This window comes from Secundilactobacillus muriivasis, assembly GCF_054785195.1.
This window is the reverse complement of the sequence record NZ_BAABMI010000018.1, coordinates 89,138-107,260: the sequence shown is the minus strand read 5'-3', so window position 1 is coordinate 107,260 and position 18,123 is coordinate 89,138. Positions and strand designations below refer to the sequence as shown.

15 protein-coding genes and 2 pseudogenes are annotated in these 18,123 nt (G+C 40.9%); 3 read left to right on the top strand and 14 right to left on the bottom strand.

Features of this window, described 5'->3' with window-relative positions; all coding sequences use genetic code 11:
• Positions 1 to 66 precede the first annotated feature (66 nt).
• The 11 genes from ACYVR3_RS05460 to ACYVR3_RS05410 form a co-directional block, all read right to left on the bottom strand.
• A complete protein-coding gene (locus tag ACYVR3_RS05460) occupies positions 67 to 441 on the bottom strand; it encodes a DUF6119 family protein (RefSeq protein WP_461243407.1) in 375 nt (124 codons plus the stop codon).
• A gap of 454 nt (positions 442 to 895) precedes the next feature.
• A complete protein-coding gene (locus tag ACYVR3_RS05455) occupies positions 896 to 2,152 on the bottom strand; it encodes an RNA-guided endonuclease InsQ/TnpB family protein (protein ID WP_461243406.1) in 1,257 nt (418 codons plus the stop codon).
• A gap of 193 nt (positions 2,153 to 2,345) precedes the next feature.
• Positions 2,346 to 2,996 (bottom strand): P63C domain-containing protein, encoded by a 651-nt coding sequence (locus tag ACYVR3_RS05450; RefSeq protein ID WP_461243405.1) that lies wholly within the window; start codon positions 2,994 to 2,996, stop codon positions 2,346 to 2,348.
• Positions 2,997 to 3,661: 665 nt separating this feature from the next.
• A complete protein-coding gene (locus tag ACYVR3_RS05445) occupies positions 3,662 to 5,008 on the bottom strand; it encodes an IS4 family transposase (protein ID WP_461243404.1) in 1,347 nt (448 codons plus the stop codon).
• Positions 5,009 to 5,262: 254 nt separating this feature from the next.
• Positions 5,263 to 6,489 (bottom strand): McrC family protein, encoded by a 1,227-nt coding sequence (locus tag ACYVR3_RS05440; RefSeq protein WP_461243403.1) that lies wholly within the window; start codon positions 6,487 to 6,489, stop codon positions 5,263 to 5,265.
• A gap of 37 nt (positions 6,490 to 6,526) precedes the next feature.
• Positions 6,527 to 7,753, bottom strand: a complete 1,227-nt coding sequence (locus ACYVR3_RS05435) for an McrB family protein (protein ID WP_461243402.1) — start codon at positions 7,751 to 7,753, stop codon at positions 6,527 to 6,529.
• Positions 7,754 to 8,414: 661 nt separating this feature from the next.
• Complete coding sequence (locus ACYVR3_RS05430) at positions 8,415 to 9,218, bottom strand: hypothetical protein (protein WP_461243401.1); 804 nt, start codon at positions 9,216 to 9,218, stop codon at positions 8,415 to 8,417.
• A 180-nt stretch (positions 9,219 to 9,398) separates the two neighbouring features.
• On the bottom strand, positions 9,399 to 10,040 hold the full coding sequence (locus ACYVR3_RS05425) for a hypothetical protein (protein WP_461243400.1): 642 nt from the start codon (positions 10,038 to 10,040) through the stop codon (positions 9,399 to 9,401).
• Positions 10,041 to 10,063: 23 nt separating this feature from the next.
• Positions 10,064 to 10,429, bottom strand: a complete 366-nt coding sequence (locus tag ACYVR3_RS05420; protein ID WP_461243411.1) for a DarT ssDNA thymidine ADP-ribosyltransferase family protein — start codon at positions 10,427 to 10,429, stop codon at positions 10,064 to 10,066.
• 68 nt (positions 10,430 to 10,497) lie between these two features.
• Positions 10,498 to 11,406, bottom strand: a complete 909-nt coding sequence (locus ACYVR3_RS05415) for a macro domain-containing protein (protein WP_461243399.1) — start codon at positions 11,404 to 11,406, stop codon at positions 10,498 to 10,500.
• Between the two features lie 324 nt (positions 11,407 to 11,730).
• On the bottom strand, positions 11,731 to 12,168 hold the full coding sequence (locus ACYVR3_RS05410; RefSeq protein WP_461243398.1) for a hypothetical protein: 438 nt from the start codon (positions 12,166 to 12,168) through the stop codon (positions 11,731 to 11,733).
• A gap of 388 nt (positions 12,169 to 12,556) precedes the next feature.
• Between ACYVR3_RS05410 and ACYVR3_RS05405 the strand changes: the two genes are divergently transcribed.
• The 3 genes from ACYVR3_RS05405 (at position 12,557) to ACYVR3_RS05395 (ending at position 14,731) form a co-directional block, all read left to right on the top strand.
• Positions 12,557 to 13,045, top strand: a complete 489-nt coding sequence (locus ACYVR3_RS05405; protein WP_461243397.1) for a hypothetical protein — start codon at positions 12,557 to 12,559, stop codon at positions 13,043 to 13,045.
• Positions 13,046 to 13,338: 293 nt separating this feature from the next.
• Complete coding sequence (locus tag ACYVR3_RS05400) at positions 13,339 to 13,707, top strand: hypothetical protein (protein ID WP_461243396.1); 369 nt, start codon at positions 13,339 to 13,341, stop codon at positions 13,705 to 13,707.
• A 232-nt stretch (positions 13,708 to 13,939) separates the two neighbouring features.
• Positions 13,940 to 14,731 (top strand): hypothetical protein, encoded by a 792-nt coding sequence (locus ACYVR3_RS05395; RefSeq protein ID WP_461243395.1) that lies wholly within the window; start codon positions 13,940 to 13,942, stop codon positions 14,729 to 14,731.
• Between the two features lie 109 nt (positions 14,732 to 14,840).
• Here the strand turns inward: ACYVR3_RS05395 and ACYVR3_RS05390 are convergent.
• The 3 genes and pseudogenes from ACYVR3_RS05390 to ACYVR3_RS05380 form a co-directional block, all read right to left on the bottom strand.
• Positions 14,841 to 15,737: pseudogene (locus tag ACYVR3_RS05390) on the bottom strand (phosphohexomutase domain-containing protein); the annotation flags it as partial.
• A gap of 52 nt (positions 15,738 to 15,789) precedes the next feature.
• Positions 15,790 to 16,677 (bottom strand): UTP--glucose-1-phosphate uridylyltransferase GalU, encoded by an 888-nt coding sequence (gene galU / locus ACYVR3_RS05385; protein WP_461243394.1) that lies wholly within the window; start codon positions 16,675 to 16,677, stop codon positions 15,790 to 15,792.
• 30 nt (positions 16,678 to 16,707) lie between these two features.
• Positions 16,708 to 18,122: pseudogene (locus tag ACYVR3_RS05380) on the bottom strand (oligosaccharide flippase family protein).
• Position 18,123 lies beyond the last annotated feature (1 nt).

The following is an 18,123-nucleotide window of genomic DNA, read 5'->3' as shown; positions in this document are numbered from 1 at the left end:
CATAAGGGAAGGCATTCCCTATTTCTATACAATTCAGAAATCTTTTATGCATTTACACACGATATTTTACGCTCTCCCAAAATCGCTCTCAGTCTTAGTTTTATCTAACAACGAATCTCCATATCCCAAGGAAATGCTCATAAATCTCGCGCTCATGCCTTTAATTTTAATTTTAAAAACAATAACTGCTTTTGAATACTCATTATTTGGAATACTAATATTCGTTAAAGATTTAAAATCATCGGCCCATACCGGTTGGCTAGATTGCCTTGTTAATGAAAAAGCAACACCACAACCATACTTATGCACAATCTTAGTCCGCTTAGCCGGTTGTCTACCATCCTTTTTGTATGTTTCCTTTAACACATCTTCATATTTTAAAACTTTTGTTGTGTGTAATCGAATTGAAACTGTATGCTGATTTCTTTTATCGTCTGACAAATCTTTCCGCCAATCTTGCAACGTGTCCATAGTTTATTATTGCATAATGTTTTTAGTTCACATATTTCGATATATTCGTTCCTTACTCATTAAAAATCAATGGTACTAACCCATTCTTCAAATCATCTTGAACACTCTTTCGTTCCAATTCTTTAGCAAATACTTTTCTAAAATTAGCCCGAAACATATCCATATCGTCCGATAATTGCATCACGCCTATTAGCTTAGCCAAATGTTTATCTAATTGTGGCAGGCCAACGCCTTCTGGTCAACCACCCCCGACTAAAGTCAGGGGCTTGTGAGCCAAAACCACTTTGACGGTTGTTTCTCTGGTTTCGAACCACAATTTGCGTAGATACGGATAACGCGCTTAGTTACCATCGGTCTCTAAGTGGCGGTCATCTAATTACCAACGCCGTTTAGGTTCCCAGGTTGCCATAGGAACCGCCTTGATTCAGGCTAATTTGAGTTTCTTAAGTCCTTTATCCAGCACATTTTGCGCGGCGTTTCGATCACGAATATGGGTTGTTTGGCAACTTGGACATTGCCACTTTCGTTGATCTAGGGTCAACTTCTTAGTGCCCTCAGTACCCATCACGAACGCACATTTAGAACAAGTCTGCGTTGTATTGCGTGGATTAACGGTTACAAAAGTCGTGCCATATAAATCTGCTTTATAGGTCAGCATCTCTAAAAAGGTGCGCCAGCCAACATCACTGATACTCATTGCTAAAGCATGGTTCTTCAACAAGTTCTGACTTTGCAACTCTTCGGCAACCACTAAATCGTGACTTTTGATCAGTGTGGTGGAGAGTTGGTGCAGGAAGAATTGTCGTTGCGTTCGCACTTTATCATGCAACTGAGCAACCAGGCGCCGTTGTTTTTGATAATTCTGACTGGTCTTCAATGAACGATGTTCGCGTTTAGCCCGACGTGCTCGACGGGAGAGGATTCGTTGTTCCTTGGCTAATCGTTTTTTACTGTTTCGATAGTGCCGTGGATTATCAATCACCTGACCGTTACTATCCGTTAAGAAATTTTCGAGGTTCAAATCGATTCCTACTGACCCTGGTTGCGATTCCTGATAGGTCACGAATGGCCAATCAGAAGCTAACTGCATGGCTAAATAGAATCGGTCCGAAGCATCTTTCATAATCGTGACCGTACCGATTCGAGTGTCTAATACGCGCTTCAAAAGACGTTTGTGAGAACCGCGGATGCGCAGTTTACCCAACTTAGGAACAATGACTTGATTCGTGCTGATAAAACGAACGGTCCCATTAGTCAACTTAGCTACTGTTTGACCAGGATACTGACAGTTCGTTTGATATTGCCAAACCGCGCTCTTGCGATGAAACTTCGGTACACCGGCATGATGAACTTTCAAAAACTGCTGCCAAGCCTTTTGGTAGTTCTGAATAGCATTGGCCTTGGCTAAACTATCGATCCGCGAATCCGCTAAAAAGCCAAAGTGATTGGTAAGCTCACGAGCGTTACGCCGTTTTTCAAGTTGTGCCAACCGCGTTTGAACGGTATCAATGGGTAAATTAACGCGCTTTAGTTGATGAATTTCTTGGTTGATGCCCACCATTTGATTGTAAATAAACCGACTGGCATCTGAGTTAACTTTGATGATCTGTTTTTGTTCATCACTGGGATAGATGCGTACTTTTAAGCCGTAATGGTACGCTAACTTACTCATCGATTTCATGATTATTCACCGCCAATCTGGTATAAATTGAGTATATCAATAATTAGCTATAAATAATATTCTTTATTACTTTTAAGATATAATTTATTTTCAAGGTGAATGAAATGCGAAACCACTCATTTCTAGAACTTTTTCAACCAATTGATTCGATTGATAATAATGGCTTCATTTTTCAAAAAAAGCCGCGACGCTTTCAGCGACGCGGCGGCCTATCCATCCCATGACTAAAGTCACGGGATTTCCGGCATACGTTTATTAAATACTGAAAGTGTTTATGATCTCTATAACCTGTATTCTTAGCAGATAATTTCATTGGATTTTTTCTCTTTATTTCACTCATAACCTCGTCCGGAAAAACTCCATATACGTATTTATTAGTAAATGAACCAATCCATTGAGGGTGTTTAGTATTTTGAGAATCAAATTTATCCGAAATACCGTACAATCGGTATATCTCTTCGTAAAATTCTCGCGGAAAATGAGCCTGCCATTTAAGCAAATCCTCTGATATATATGCGCTTAATAACTTTTGTAAAGCTTGTGCTTCTCTATTATATTGATATCCTGTCGCCTCATCGATTAATGCAGTGATACCAACTTTTGCCAGTGCTCGAATAATAATTAGAGAACGCTCATACACAACTTCTTGGGCGGCAGACAAAGTCCCTTGATCATGAGCTTCAATATAAAGATCAGCAACCCTTGGAACAATCGTTGCGTCATAAGCCTCAGTAAGCTTTCCATTTTTTGCCCTGTATTGTACCGGTTCCATCCTCGCTCTAAATTCATCGTCAATATACGGTATTAGATTCTTCGCGCCTATAAACGCCGGATAACCTGACACTCTCGCTTCTCCTCGTCTGGTCCGCCCAACCGCCTTAAATACATCACTAGCTGTTATCAATCTTTTACCTGACTTAGTAACAATACAATTTCACAGTCCCAATCTCTATGCGACCTGAACTAATAAGAATTTCTTCACTCATCGAAATCTCCTTAATATGGAATATTTACAACCAACATCCGTGATAACCTATCATTTGAATAACATGCTCACAAATTCCACTCGTAGTTGACACTACGAACAAAACGCTTTTGATCCTCATCAAGAATACTATATATAGTTTTGTAAAACAACAACTTTTTTATTAAAATGGCGAAAATGGCCGTTTTAGCCATTTTAGATTATTATAGCCACATACGCCAATCGTCAACAATTATTTATAAACGGCCTAATAATTATTTATATAGCCATTGCCCGTTAAATTTTACACTTATTTTTAATATAATAATTCATCATCACTCTATTTTGTATAATTACTATATATAGTATCTTGTAATTTTCATAATGTGTATTATTTAGCAACTTTAATAAAAATCATTCCGAATATAATTATTTACAACACATCCTATAATTTTATATTTGTTACTAAAGGTTGAAAGCACGAAAATGAGCCACAGCTCTTGGTATCATTGAGTTGCGGCATTAGAAATTAGTATTTTTCAGTTTTAGGCATTACCAAGTAGCCTGACCAGGCTACTTGGTAATGCCTTTTTAAATTCATCAAAAATTGAATCAAGTACTTCCGTCATCATGGCAAATCGTTCACCTAGACCAGTTATCATTTTTAGTAACCAATTTAAGGCCTGCACAACCTCTATATCTGGCAACGGTCGACTATAATCGTAAAATAAATCACCAAGCGTCCGTTGATCGGTGTTTTCACGTTGGGTCAAGGCCAAAATATCATAACTCAATATCACCATTGCCATGTGACCACATAAACCGTCATAGCTTTGAATTTGGGTTTGATCAAATTGAAGATATTGTTTAGCCACTTTGAAGTAACATTCAATCTGCCAGCGGCGACCATACATTTGGATAATTTCAGACGGTCTTAACGCTAGTTTAGTCGTTGCCAAAACCAGATATTGGTCAGTCTGACCACGTTTAGTGACACAAACGAGCTTCATGGGCATCGCCTTACCAGCGACTTCAAACGTAACTACAGGACTGTACAAATACTGTGTTTTCGTTGACCACTTACTACGGCGAAGTAGGTTGTACAAAGTTTTAACGTCCATTTCCCGACCACGATATCGAAAATAGACTTTCTTAGTTTTTTTCAACATACCGATTCCATCACGATGGCGCTTTAGCAGTTCAGAAAACATCTGTGGCGACGCATACCAACTGTCGAAGAGGACATATTTAGCTTTAACGCCCGACTTAATAGCAGCGTCCACTAACTCAAGTGCGACATTATTCATTTTGCGTACAGCCTGCGAACGGCGTTGAGCAGCTAAAGAACGGTGATCAGTTGCTTTAAATAAACCGACTTGGTTTTCGGCATTTCGAGATGACATCAGCGCAAAGTTTAAAGGTAAGAAGGTATTACCATCGCTCCAACCTAAGGTTAGAGCGCGAAATCCTTTAAAATAACACTGTTTATCGTGATCAAAAACCCGTGCTAATAATTCCGTTTTCTTAGAGAATTCACGTTTGAATAGCGAATCATCAATAATTAACGCTTGTCGTCGACGTGAATCCGTAAATTTTTGAACATATTCAGCCAGTCGAACGCCAACGAGTTGAACCAATCGTTGCCAATTAGTATGCGCATTATTCAAACAATTTCTAACAGTCTGTTTTGAGAAAGTGGTTGCCGGTTCAGCTCTGAAAATAGAATAACGATTAAAAATGGTCGTCAGTAACCATTCAAAAAGTAGCTCGGTTTGGATACCACGTGCTTTAAAAATGTTAGAACGCCGTAAAACGGCAGAAAGATGGACCAATTTAGAAAAATGATGAAAAGAATGGTGAATATTGGTGGCGTTATATTGTATAGTAGACATGGCATGAATCTCCTCTGTATATTTGGGTTTAGGCACTTTAAGTATACAGATGTGAAGTGATTCATGTCTATTTTTATACAGAAAAGCCCCGGCACGCCGGGGCTTTTCTGTATTATTTAACTTTCAACCTTTAGTTTGTTACAGAACTTTAATCAATTAGTTGAACTATTTTCCCTAAACAAAAAAAGCACCACCTCATTTAAAGTGATGTTCTTCAACACAAGCTAACCGAATCTACGCTTCTTAAATTATCCCTAATCACTCTCAAACTCCCACAACCACCCCTCCTCCACTCTCATCCTCTCACAAAACTCCCCATAACCATCCACTCCATCAGGAACCCTCAACCCAACCTTAAAAACCGCACCCCCAAGCCCAGCCAACTCCCCAACCGAATAATACTGAGAAGTAACCCGACTAGGATAAATCACCCCAGTTCGCCGAGCATCCAAAACATGCAAATAAGCGATCAACTGATACAAATCCTCTCGCCGCATCTCCCGGTCACTTGAATCCAAATCCTTATACTTCGCATCCAAAACCACGCCCCGCTCACGAGAATAAAAGTCCGGATAAACAACGTGGTTCCAGTCACGATACAGCGAAATACCGCCCCGCTTAAGCTTATTCTCCGCATGAACGAATTGCCTCTCAACCAACGTATTAACGTATTCTTCCCACAACCACGCCACATCAACGATAATGCCGTTAACCTGAGTGTCATTGGTCTCAAACGACAACGCCTCATCCTGCAAGATTTTAATACATAACTGTTGCAGCGGATAATACGCTTCATAGTACCCATGTTTGATGGGGTGGCGTAAATTCCAATCCAACACAGTCGCCCGATCACGCCCAGAATACGTCGGCGTGTCATTCACAATTGTCAGCAAGTCATCACCAAGCTTCATACTCGAAAACCGGTTCAACTCGCTAATCTTCTCCACAGCATGGCGAATCAGTTCCGTCACCGGATTATCGTAACTAAACTCCCTGGTCTGATAAGCGATCCGCCCGCGAAACGGGACGTTTTGCTTCAATTGCTGGTTAACATCGATTGGCCCTCTCACGTTGAGGTCGTTATAGCGCCGTTGCACGTATTCCTTATAGACGCCTCGATCCAACGCCCGGTTTAAATACAACGGAAACAGCAACCACATCAACTCCTGATAACCATCAGCATCCGCTTGCGAATCCACAAAATCGGTAGTTAAGTTAAAATGCCCAACGCGCTGCATCAGGTATCTCAAAAAGTAGTCCTCATTACCTTGAGCATCGTAAAATCGAGACCCAATTCGAATTTGGCGTTCCCCGACTTTCAAAATACCAACCAGATTCGTCGTCCAAACCTCATGACCAACTGACCGAAACAGATAACTATCCTGCTCCAGATCACTAGAGTCCGCCACTTCCGCCTGTATACCAAATACCCCGTCATCCACGAGATCCGCTAATGGCCGATCAACCAGACCTTGCTGCACCAGCAACTCCCCCAATTCGGCTGGCACCCTCGCATTATCATTTATCAGTTCCATCATCGTTACCCCAATAAGCTTGCGCAAGTAGCTCAACCATTTCCGCACTTCTCCGCTCGCCTCGGAAATAATCTTGGAACAGTGGCTTTAACTTCTCCTCCCAAAGTTCTTCAGGCGTGCTCTGCTTCTCATTAAGCTGCTTAAAGTAACTAGCACCAATTTGATAATCAGTTGTCAGTCCAATTTCACCACTAACCAATTCGTCATTCACACGCTTCATCCGTGCAATGACAGCCTCATCCGTCAGCATTTTCGCCGAATCTTCTGCCAACACCTCAACAAAACTAAACCGGCGTCGCATGGCAAAGTCAAATGTATCCACTGACCGGTCAATGTCATTCATCGTGCCAATGATATAAACGTTTTTCGGAATGTAAAATTTACCGTTATCACCCAACAAATTTGCGTACTGGGTCGTGACCTCGCCTTGCTTGCCCCGATACTCCGGATCAATCGAGAAGAAAAGTTCTCCGAAGATTTTGCTGATCTCACCGCGGTTGATTTCATCGATGATAAAGACAAACTTCTTAGTCACGATTTCATCGTAATGTTCATCAATAATTTTATTTTCCAGATACTCGTTCAATATCTCTCTACCATACGTCCATCCAGTATCAGAATCCCTGTACTCTTTTAAGTTTTCAAGCGAATAATAATTAGTGTTATAAGCGTTTTTGTAAGCTAAGCCCTTACCACCAGTAATATCACCATCTTTAACCTTTAAATCAGTAAACGTGTACTCACTCGGCTCATCTTTATTCGTCCGTTTAGTCTGGCCGGTAATCGTAAAATCTGCTTCGTTTTGAATCTTCTCCGCCAAATCAGCATAAGCAATCTTATAAAGGTTATCATGCACGTCCTCACTAAGCTCATCCAATTGCGCTTGCTCCGATTCCCTAGCATCCCGGCAAAACTCACCAAAAGTCCCCAGTTTAGCCTCAAACCCAATCTGCCCATCACGCGTTGTTGGCCGCAGCCCAGCAACAAAATCCGTATAATCATAGCTCGGATGGAACTGCACAAACCCCACCTGTTTCAATTGTTCCGGCGTTGCAGTCTTCAAAAACGATTGATAATCACTAGTCGCACCATTCGTCACTAAATTAGCTGCGATTTGATGCGCTAAATACGTCTTCCCGGTGCCGGGAGCGCCCCGTAAGATGATGTTTGGGGCCTTTTTTAGTTTATTAGCCAACTGCTCTGGTGTCATTTTGATTTCCCTCCAATATTCACTTTGACGCAAAAGCGCAACAAATTGATGATAAAAATCTTTCAGTAATTGATTGGGGTCATCATCGCTGTTTAAGGCTAAATCCGCTATCGGATATAACTGACCAATATTTTTTTGCGCATAACCATCCCAAAGTTGAAACGCGTCAAACGCCGTCTTATTCGCATTATGAATGATATTAATATCGCATTTTGTATCTCGCCACTGAATATAACACGCCTTTGAAAACACATCGGATGCCGATACACTAACATCCATGGCCACGCCCAGTGAAAAATAATTGAATTTTTCATAACTTTTCCTGATTCTCTGGCCCTTGTACCCTTGACCAGCTTTAGGTTCATCGCCTACGAATGATTCTGAATTATTTTCTAAACGCGCTCTTAGGATATGTACAAAATAACCCAGCATCTTTTTAAAGTTAACGTAATCTGAATTCATGACTTACCTACTCCAAATCCTATTTTAAAATAACTATCCTTTATAGTTCACCAAATTGACCAACAACTTTCAACCCTTTTTATAACTAAGACACAACACTTGAACAATCCAGCAATAAAGTATCGTTCAACTTTAGATATAAAACTGGGGCAACAAAAAAGCGCTCAGATCCACCAAAACCCAAGCACGCTTATAAATCCTATTCCTTTTGTTGTTCCAATCCAGTTATTGTAAATTCCAGATTCGATAGTACATCAAACGATTCTAGCGGAGCCGTAGATTGTTTAATAGATCCAATTTCAATATTAGTTCCAGTCTTATATGGCACTTTTTCAAACAACGCAATTCGTACTTCCCGTTGATATCTATAGGCATTTCGCTTGAAAAATACGATTTGTTTAGGATCCTTCTGATAATCTTCAAATGAAATGTTTTCTGATGTATCCTCAGAATAATATTTAATATTTTTCATCTCTATATTTCTTTTTCCGTCACTAAATTTTCGATCCATCGCATTCAACAATCCTTTTGAATCAAGGATAACTGGAACTCTTTTTCCATCATCACTTAGCCTATACAGGTCATCTAATACTGCTTGCTTGAGTCTAAATATTCCTATTTCTTTTTCTGAATCATATGAAATTAACTGGGCATCTCTAAATAAGTCAATATTGCACAGCGATACGACACCCCATTGTCGAACGGCGTCCTCTGTATATTCATAATTAATACCCCGAATACCATCCTTCATACCATGGAGTTTATATTTATTATCACCTATGGTCAAAATCACAGTACTTTGCTCTGGATTAAGATTCAGTACCCGACTCCCTTCAGATTTATCGCCAATGACGTTATCGCCTTCTTTTTCTTCAATATCCTTAAAATACCCAATTTGCGAAAAATGTAATTGTCCTCTATTTACAAAAGAATCCAAGAATTGTTTTTCGACGAATTTCAATAAAAAACCTGGATGTAGCTCGTTTTCTTTTTTTGTGTCCACACTTATTTTCTCCTAAACATTTAAATTAAAAAGTACAACCATTCTAAATTATCACGCAAAGACATAGTATTATTCTAAAAAAGAGCGCGTTAACGCTCCAGTAGGATTACTATTTTTTCTACATTACTTAACCTCGATAAGGCCAGCCGGATTTTCACGATTACGCCAAGAGGTACCAACCTAAAACGGCAAATCAGCATCCCACACTTCATCTCGGTAATAACTACCTTGATAGGCCACATGCCCATCAAGCGTGGCTCTCACCATATAATCTCCGTAGTCATCTGGTATCTTAAAATTCATCCGCGGTCGAAAAACTGCTTTGTCCCCATTTTTAGGCCAGATTCGATACTCACTCCCATTAATCTGAAAAAGTTCAATTTTAAAGTCTAAATAGGCATCCGTATTATCGGGATTAACGGCATATTTTGTCTTTCCCCACGATTCTGGAAAGGGTGCATTATTGTGATAACCATCTGATTGTCCAACTTGGTTGCTAAGATTTACATGGTCAGCCATTAACGTAACAGAGTCAACGTAATTTCGATCTTTGAAAAAAGTTGCCTCATCACCGATTTGAATCATCTCATCATACTCGACTAAGTTCTTCTCATGCAGCAACGATAAAAGCGTTTCTTTTTCAGCAACTGAGCGCACATAAATATAACGCAATGCGTCTAAGCTAAGCATATCGGGCACAACTATTTCAGCATGCTTACGTTGTGTAATTTCATGTTTGCGTGCTGGCGTCACATCAACAATCGCACTGTCGTGATAAATATCCGCAAAGGGTAACTTCGCAAATTCTTCAGGCGTATTCATTAGTTTCCCATGTTCCGCTGTCGCTAAGTCATCATACTAAATTTAGAATTGCTCAATGCCAACACCTGACTTAAATCGAATAAGAAAAATACTGGTATTGGACAATTAGCACTTACCCGACCATCATTGCGAGCCAACTTAGTTTTAAACCCCTCATTATGAAACTGAGTCGGCGTTCGTGGCCGAAAGTAGAGACGTACCTGATTTTCGACTACGCTGCTGGTCGTTGAAATAACACTCTGACTAGCATTATCATTACTCATCCAACCTTGTGCAATAGCACGATTACGAGAAACTAAACATCTATGTTTCAAGATGCTAACAGCGTTATTAATATCCGTAAAATGAAAGGCGAATCGTGGCCAATACGTACGCTTTCGCGGGTTCATACCAGTGGCAATTTTGGAACTAGTTAATTGTCGAATTGTTTCCGTATACGTCATCAGCTACACCTCACCTAAAAGTTACTAACGTTATCAACGACATCTGCCTTTTCGGGTAACCCGCTTCTCTTCAGGGTCAATGCCTGCATCGTATGCTCACCAATTCCTACATTCGATAATTTAATGTACGGTAATTGCATCATCAACTGTTTAAAAAATCCCAAATCACGGCTCTGCAACACGGCAGATGGCAAGTCAATGTCAACAACTAATCCTTGATCTCGTAACCGAGTCCATAAATCGGCTAAATCAGCCTGCGAAATTGAATAGTTAATCCCCGTTGCCGTCGTGATTGTCATATAAGAATCACTTGTGGGGTCACTTCCATGTTCATCGTCAATGATGATTTGATGATCAGAGTGATTATTTTCAACCACCGTACTAACGTTGCTCTTAAATTCTACTAAGCTAATTGCATCTGGTTCTCGTTCGAGCCATTCCTTCATTTCTTTAATATTACGGTATTCAGGAATCTCTTTTTCTCCCGAATAAAGATGGACATAGACTGGAATCGGTAAGTGTCGCAAGTATTTTTCCATTAATGGCTTTACCACTTGCTCCCAATCTAAACCACCATTACCAGTTCCAAGTTGTGGAAATGAAATTGATTCAATGTTGCGTTCTTGATAGGAATCGACAAATTTCTTCAATCCTGCTTCGATATACTCTACTTTAGATTTATTTCGCCAATTCTTCTTTGTTGGAAAATTAAGGATCCATTTGTTAGATGACTTATACAACCAAAGCTTACCAACGGTTAACTCGCCAGTTTCACAGTAATGTTGATACTCCTTAAACATCTCCGGATAAAGTTTTTTAAATTGTAATGCAATTCCTTTACCCATCACGCCAACTGTATTTACGGTATTTACGATAACTTGAGCTGAACTATCGAATAAATTAGTCTTTACATAAATTAACATCCAACTAACCCCTTTACTTTGGTAAATTCAACATGCTCGGTTCAGTTAACATGTTTTTTAGTTTTGATAACTACACTTTTGTAGTTTAACAAACTAATATCACTACACTATAGTATCATTTATCAAACGCAAACGCGTTACATTGAAATTATTTTTTTAATTTACCAAAATGTCCCCAAAATAAAAAAAGGCCAGTCTTTCGCAAACTGAACCTCAAATTATTTTAACACTGATACTCTTTTAAGGCCCTAAGGAATCGTTTTCCTGTCTACTTAACTAGAACGGATTCCTCTGAACCTAATCTCGCAATAACTTCCTCAACATCTACCTAACAGCCTTTCCATGATACTTTGGAAAATGATAGAACCGCGTCATGGTCCAACTATGACCATTCATGGTAAGGACGACCTTCTTAGAACTCAGTTGCTTCACTTTCATATACGTGTACCCGTAAGTTTGCCAAGCCATGCCCTTCATTCTAAGCTTGTAAGTATGTCCTGATCGTTGATAATGAACATCTGAGCCACCAGTACCGTCCGACTGACTTCTTGTCAACGTGGCCGAATGACTCGTACCATGAAGATAGTTAAAGTAAGGTATATTTTGAGGACCATACTTAATCTTAGTTCGATAATACTTCCCCTTCAAAACACTCGGCGTCCCCTTATGCCAAGTGCTGGCGGAGGCAGTTAGGCTGGTGCCACCCAGACCAGCTAGCGTTGCGATAATTCCGGTTATTAGCCACTTGCCCGTTTTGTTCATTTGAATATCCCCTTTACAATAAAATTGTTACTGCATCAATTACCTAATGTCGTCATCAACAGTTTCGCTGAATTAGAAATTATCAATCTAATCTACCTATAACTGTATAGTAGCACAAACTAATCTCAAATTAATGGTCAAATAACATTTTCATAACTCAGCAACGACCATCCGGCTAACACCACACACCATGAATTAACTCACACCTATAACCACATCCGTCCCGTCAACTAACCTACCGCATAATCCACCACACAGATCACAACGACGACTCCAAATCAACTAAGCTTTTCCACCTTATTTCACCCCAACTATTTATTTTCCCCAACTCACACACCTATAATAAGGTGTACACCGCACCAAAAATAAATTCCGTAGGGGAATTTCAATGCCTAATCTAAAACGCCAAACCAAAAGCGCCCTGTTCCTCATCACCTGCACCCTCGGCCTTGGCTTCGCAATCACCTCAACACCAACCGCCCAAGCCTCAAACCGCATCCACCACACCTCGCCTAAAGCGTTCCGAGGTACCTGGTACAATTACTCATCCGGGACCGGCTGGACGATCTTCAAACTGACCGCCCATACGGCAGATTACCGCAACACCGGTAAGGACACCCACGCCCACGAGTATATTCCGAGTTCAAAATTCGTTGCAGCGCTGGATAACAGAAAAAATCAGCAATGGGTATTTTACGCCAAGGGTGACCACGGCGCGTTTACGCCCTATCGCCGAGGCAAACTCAAAATCAACGGCAAGTATCACCCAATTTTAGTCGCCGAGGGCATGACCGTCATGACGCATTTCAAAACCAAGCACCAGTACAAGGTCCCCAAGAAGCTACGCTCAATCCAATCTGACTTGGGGAAAGATTAACAGCATCCCGTTCAGTGCGATCATCAACTTAAATGGCAATCACCATGCTTACACCTATTAATCGTCACATGACTAATAGTGGTCTGTTAGTTGGTTTCAGCACACTCAGCCAATCCGCCAGTACCAGTTCGTGGCGTATGGTGTGCTGCGTGCTTAGCGTCTCACGCGAAATACGAAGGAAAAATGACGTTCCCAATGATTCAATTTATTTTAGCTACAACCCCGGCGTCCGCGGAACATCAAAGTCAAAATCATGATAAACTTAACCTACTTCAATTAGGGGGAAGTTCATCATGAAAAAGCGCACACTTTTATTAACCGCACTGACTTTAGCACTTGCCGGAATCGCTGCACCTACTCAGGCAGAAGCTAAAATTAAAAGCACCAAGATCAACGGTATGCCAACTTACATGCGTCATAGTTGGTATCGCGGAAAAGACAAAATTAAAATCACCAAACACAATATCTATTTCGCAAAAGTTGGTCATAAACCAGCCTTCATCACTCACTTCAATACAGTCGTGAAAACATCTGGCCAGTATAAACTCGGTACGAACTATATGCCAAACGTACCAGCTGATTGGTCTGCGTTGATTTACCGACACGGCTACCTCTATACAAATGACCAAATGGGGCACTGGTTCCGTTATCATCATAATTAGCATTCATAAACTGAAAAGCCTGAAATTCCAAAAACGCCTTATTGATTGAGTTCCAATCAATAAGGCGTTTTGAAGTTTCAGGTTATTATTCGTTCATGGCATTAGTACTAAGTATTAGGGGCATCGAGTAAATCAAAATAGACTTCCGTCACCCCAACCTCAAAGTGCCCTGAATTGAGAAAATTAGCGTCATCAAGTAAACTTAGAGCAAATAATTTTTCGAGGTGCATTTATGACTAAAAAATTCGAGGTTGGACCCAGCCATCCACCAATGACCGTTGCTGAAATTGCGAATTTAACAGGCCTAAGTCATTCCAGTGTTTATAAACGGCTTAAGCACGGACTCACTGGTCAAGCCTTGTTGGCACCAGCCAAAAATAACAACCAGGAAAAAGTTTATGACGTGGGTCCAAATCACCCACCGATGACGATTACCCAGATCAGCAACTTCACCGGAATCAACCGCAAAACAATTAGCGGCCGCATCCTCGATCACCATCTGACGGGCGAACGGTTGCTGGAAAAGACCTACACACGAACAAACACCAAAATTTCACGCAACCATCGCTTTGACGTGGGGCCAAATCATCCGCCCATGACCATCGATGAAATCAGTAATTTGACCGGTTTATCACGAAACACGATTGATACCCGAATTCGCAAATATCAGATGTCAGGAGCGAAATTACTCCAACCGAATTTAAAACAACTGAGACGCTACGATGTCGGCCATGGCCAGTTGCTTTCCCCGACCGAAATTGCTCGAAAAGCTGGTATTTCAGTCGCCGCCGTTTTACAACGACTCAAACAAGGCGAAACTGGCGTCGACCTGCTCCAGCCAGCCAAGCGACCTCGGCTGAAGCACGATGTGGGGCCCAACCATCCAGCCTTAACAATTGCTGAAATTGCCAAAATTGCTAATGTTTCGGTCAATGCGATTGAATACCGCATTAAGAATGGTTGGCGTGGAACAGATCTGCTTAAGCCTAATCAAAAGAACCGGCCAAGCCGCAAGCATAGTTGAGAAAACGCTAATTTCCAGTATCGTTTTGAAGTTTCGGGGTATCATTTTCTCATTGCCTTAGTAATAAGCAACAATCAAATCGATTAAAACCGACTACATCGAGATAGACTTACGCCACCCCAACCTCACGCTTCACCACATCAACAATCCGTCCAACATACCCCTCACAAAGTTCCCGAGTAGGCGCCTCCGCCATCACCCGCAGCAAGGGTTCTGTCCCGCTAGGCCGCACCAAAACGCGCCCGTCGCCGGCCATTTCAGCTTCGACTTCGGCAATCTTGGCCTGAATGGCTTCGTTAGCTAAAGCAGCCTGCTTGTCAGCCACCTTCACGTTGACCAACTGTTGTGGGTAGTCCTGCACGTCAGCAGCGAGTTCGGACAATGACTTGCCAGTCGCCTTCATGATCGCCAACAACTGTAAGCTCGTCAGCAAACCGTCACCAGTAGTGTTGTGATCCAAGAAGATGATGTGACCAGACTGTTCGCCACCCAGGTTATCCCCGTCAGCCAGCATCCGTTCCACCACGTACCGGTCACCGACCTTGGTCTTCACACTAGTCATCCCATGCGCTTCCATGGCCTTATACATCCCCAGATTACTCATGACAGTCGTCACGATCGTATCGTGCTTCAACCGCCCGTGTTCCGCCATATATTTGCCACAAATGTACATGATCTTGTCACCGTTCACCACGTTGCCAGTCTCATCCACCGTGATACAGCGGTCACCATCACCGTCAAATGCAATGCCGATTTGGGCACCCTCAGCCACCGTAAACTTCTGTAACTGCTCTGGATGCGTCGAGCCCACTTGGTCGTTAATGTTCAACCCATTAGGCGTCGTCGCCATCGTGGCAAAGTCAGCGTTCAGATCCGCATACAACTTGGTAACCAACTGACTAGTTGCCCCATTCGCAGCGTCCACCGCAATGTGCAAGCCACTCAGATCACCGGAGATGGTTTGTGCAAGAAATGCCAAATACTTCTGGCTGCCCTCAGCAAAGTTAGGTTTTATGTAAAAAAGTAATCAACTTAACTTCATCGATTACTTCCATAATTTACTTATTCTGTTTGATTCGTTCAGCTGTATCTAAAATATACTGTTTCAACTCATCTTTGATTTCCGGATGAGTAAGCCCATATTCAATATTAGTCATCACGTACCCAAGCTTATTACCAACATCGTACCGTTCACCCTTAAATTCATGAGCAAATACACGTTGAGTTTGATTCAAAGTATCAATGGCATCCGTTAACTGAATCTCGCCACCCTTACCAGGTTTCTGTTTGGCTAACACATCAAAGATTTCGGGAGTTAACAGATAACGACCGATGATTGCTAAATCACTAGGTGCATCTTCAACTGCCGGCTTTTCAACGAACTTCCGCACATTAAATAAACCATCTGAAACTTCACCATCAGGATCAATGACACCATATGCGGAAACTTCTTCGTGCGGTACCTTCTTAACTGCTAAGATTGATGAATGTGTCTTTTCATACTCATCAATTAGCTGCTTAGATAAAGGTACCTCATCATGCATCAAGTCATCCCCAAGCATAACTACAAATGGTTCATCTGCAGTGAATGACTTAGCATAACTAATCGCGTCACCCAGTCCATTTGGATATGGCTGCCGAATATAGAAGATATTAACACCTGCATCAGTAGTTTGCTTAACTACATCGAGTAATTTATCCTTACCCTTTGCAGCCAGATTTTGCTCCAAACCAGGCACCGAGTCAAAATGATCTTCAATGGATCGTTTTGATTTACCTTCGATGATTAGAATGTCTTCAATACCACTCTCGTGTGCTTCCTCGACAATAAACTGAATGGTAGGTTTGTCTACAATTGGCAACATTTCCTTAGCCATTGCTTTAGTCGCTGGCAGGAATCGTGTTCCAAGACCTGCAGCTGGAATTACAGCTTTACGTACTTTCATTTAAAATTCACCTCTAATACCATTCAATACTTAGTGTCTTCTCAGTAAAGATTTTGCATCTTTAATTAATTGAACTCTAAATATAATTAAAATCATTAAATATGCCAGAATACCAATTGATACCTCAATGACTAACATCAACCACGTGCTTGGTAATTTACCATCAATATACACAACTATCCAAAACATCACTATTCCCGCAAGAATATATTTCACAGTATCGGTAAACAGTAACTGATAATTTGCTTTTTTACCGCAATCAATTGATAAATCGTGACTGAAGCCTCAGACAACACCGTAGCAATAGCCGCCCCCACAGCTCCAAATAACAATATTAATGGAATATTCATTACTAAGTTAACAATTGCGCCAACAACGACCGAAATCGTATAGGCCTTCGTTTGTTTTGTTGGTAACAAATATTGTGTTCCAATAGCGTTGCTCCAAGCAATTAACAATATTACAAACGATTCAATCATCATGATTGGTATCACACTCAAAAACCGATTTGTAAAGAACAGAGGGACAAATTTAGGTGCAATTGCCATCAACCCAAATGTCATTGGAACTGATAATGCTGTAACAAACGAAAAACTACGATACAAGAATTGTTTCGTTTGCTCATGCTCTCCGTGAGCAAATGCATTTGCAACATGAGGTAGCATGACTGTACCAGTTGCCGTCACGATAGCCAAAACCATTTTAATCATTTTATCCGACTGATCAAAATAACCCGAAGCCTGTACTGAAATCATCGATCCCAGCATTGTTTTATTGAGCACTAAGTAAATCTGAGTAGCTATTTGTGGTACGAATAGCACAATCGAAGGTGCTAAGTGCCTCATAATGTGTAACGCTTTAATATCCGGTCTCAGTACATACCGTTTTAAACTTGGAAAAAGTGTTATATTACCAATCAATAATGATAAGGATAGAATTAATATATAGTTAAATAAATCTGAATACGATTTAACGAATATAAAAATGCTAGCCAATGTAACTATCTTTACGATAAAGTTCCGCAAAACTGTGACAGCAAAGTTTTCGACTCCCATAAAAAACCACGAAATATCAAATGCCGCCGCAACTATAGATAGTGATTGTGCAAAATAGAACGCATGATATTTAGTTGTAAACATCAAAAAAAACATGAAGGCAATGTATGCTCCCACAATTGTGATAACACGCATTGAGAATATTTCGTAAAAAGTCTGTGTTAACTTACGTTGATCATCCCGAACAAACGCAATCTGGCGATTACCATATAAATTAACGCCAACACTACCAAACAAAATAAAGTACTGAATAACCGAGTTCGTATAAGAATTAATCCCAACACCTGTTGGACCGAGTACACGTGCTAAATACGGCGTTGTAATCAAGGGTACCAATAAAATAAACACTTGATAGGAGGCGTTATACAGGTAATTCTTAATAACTTTCATT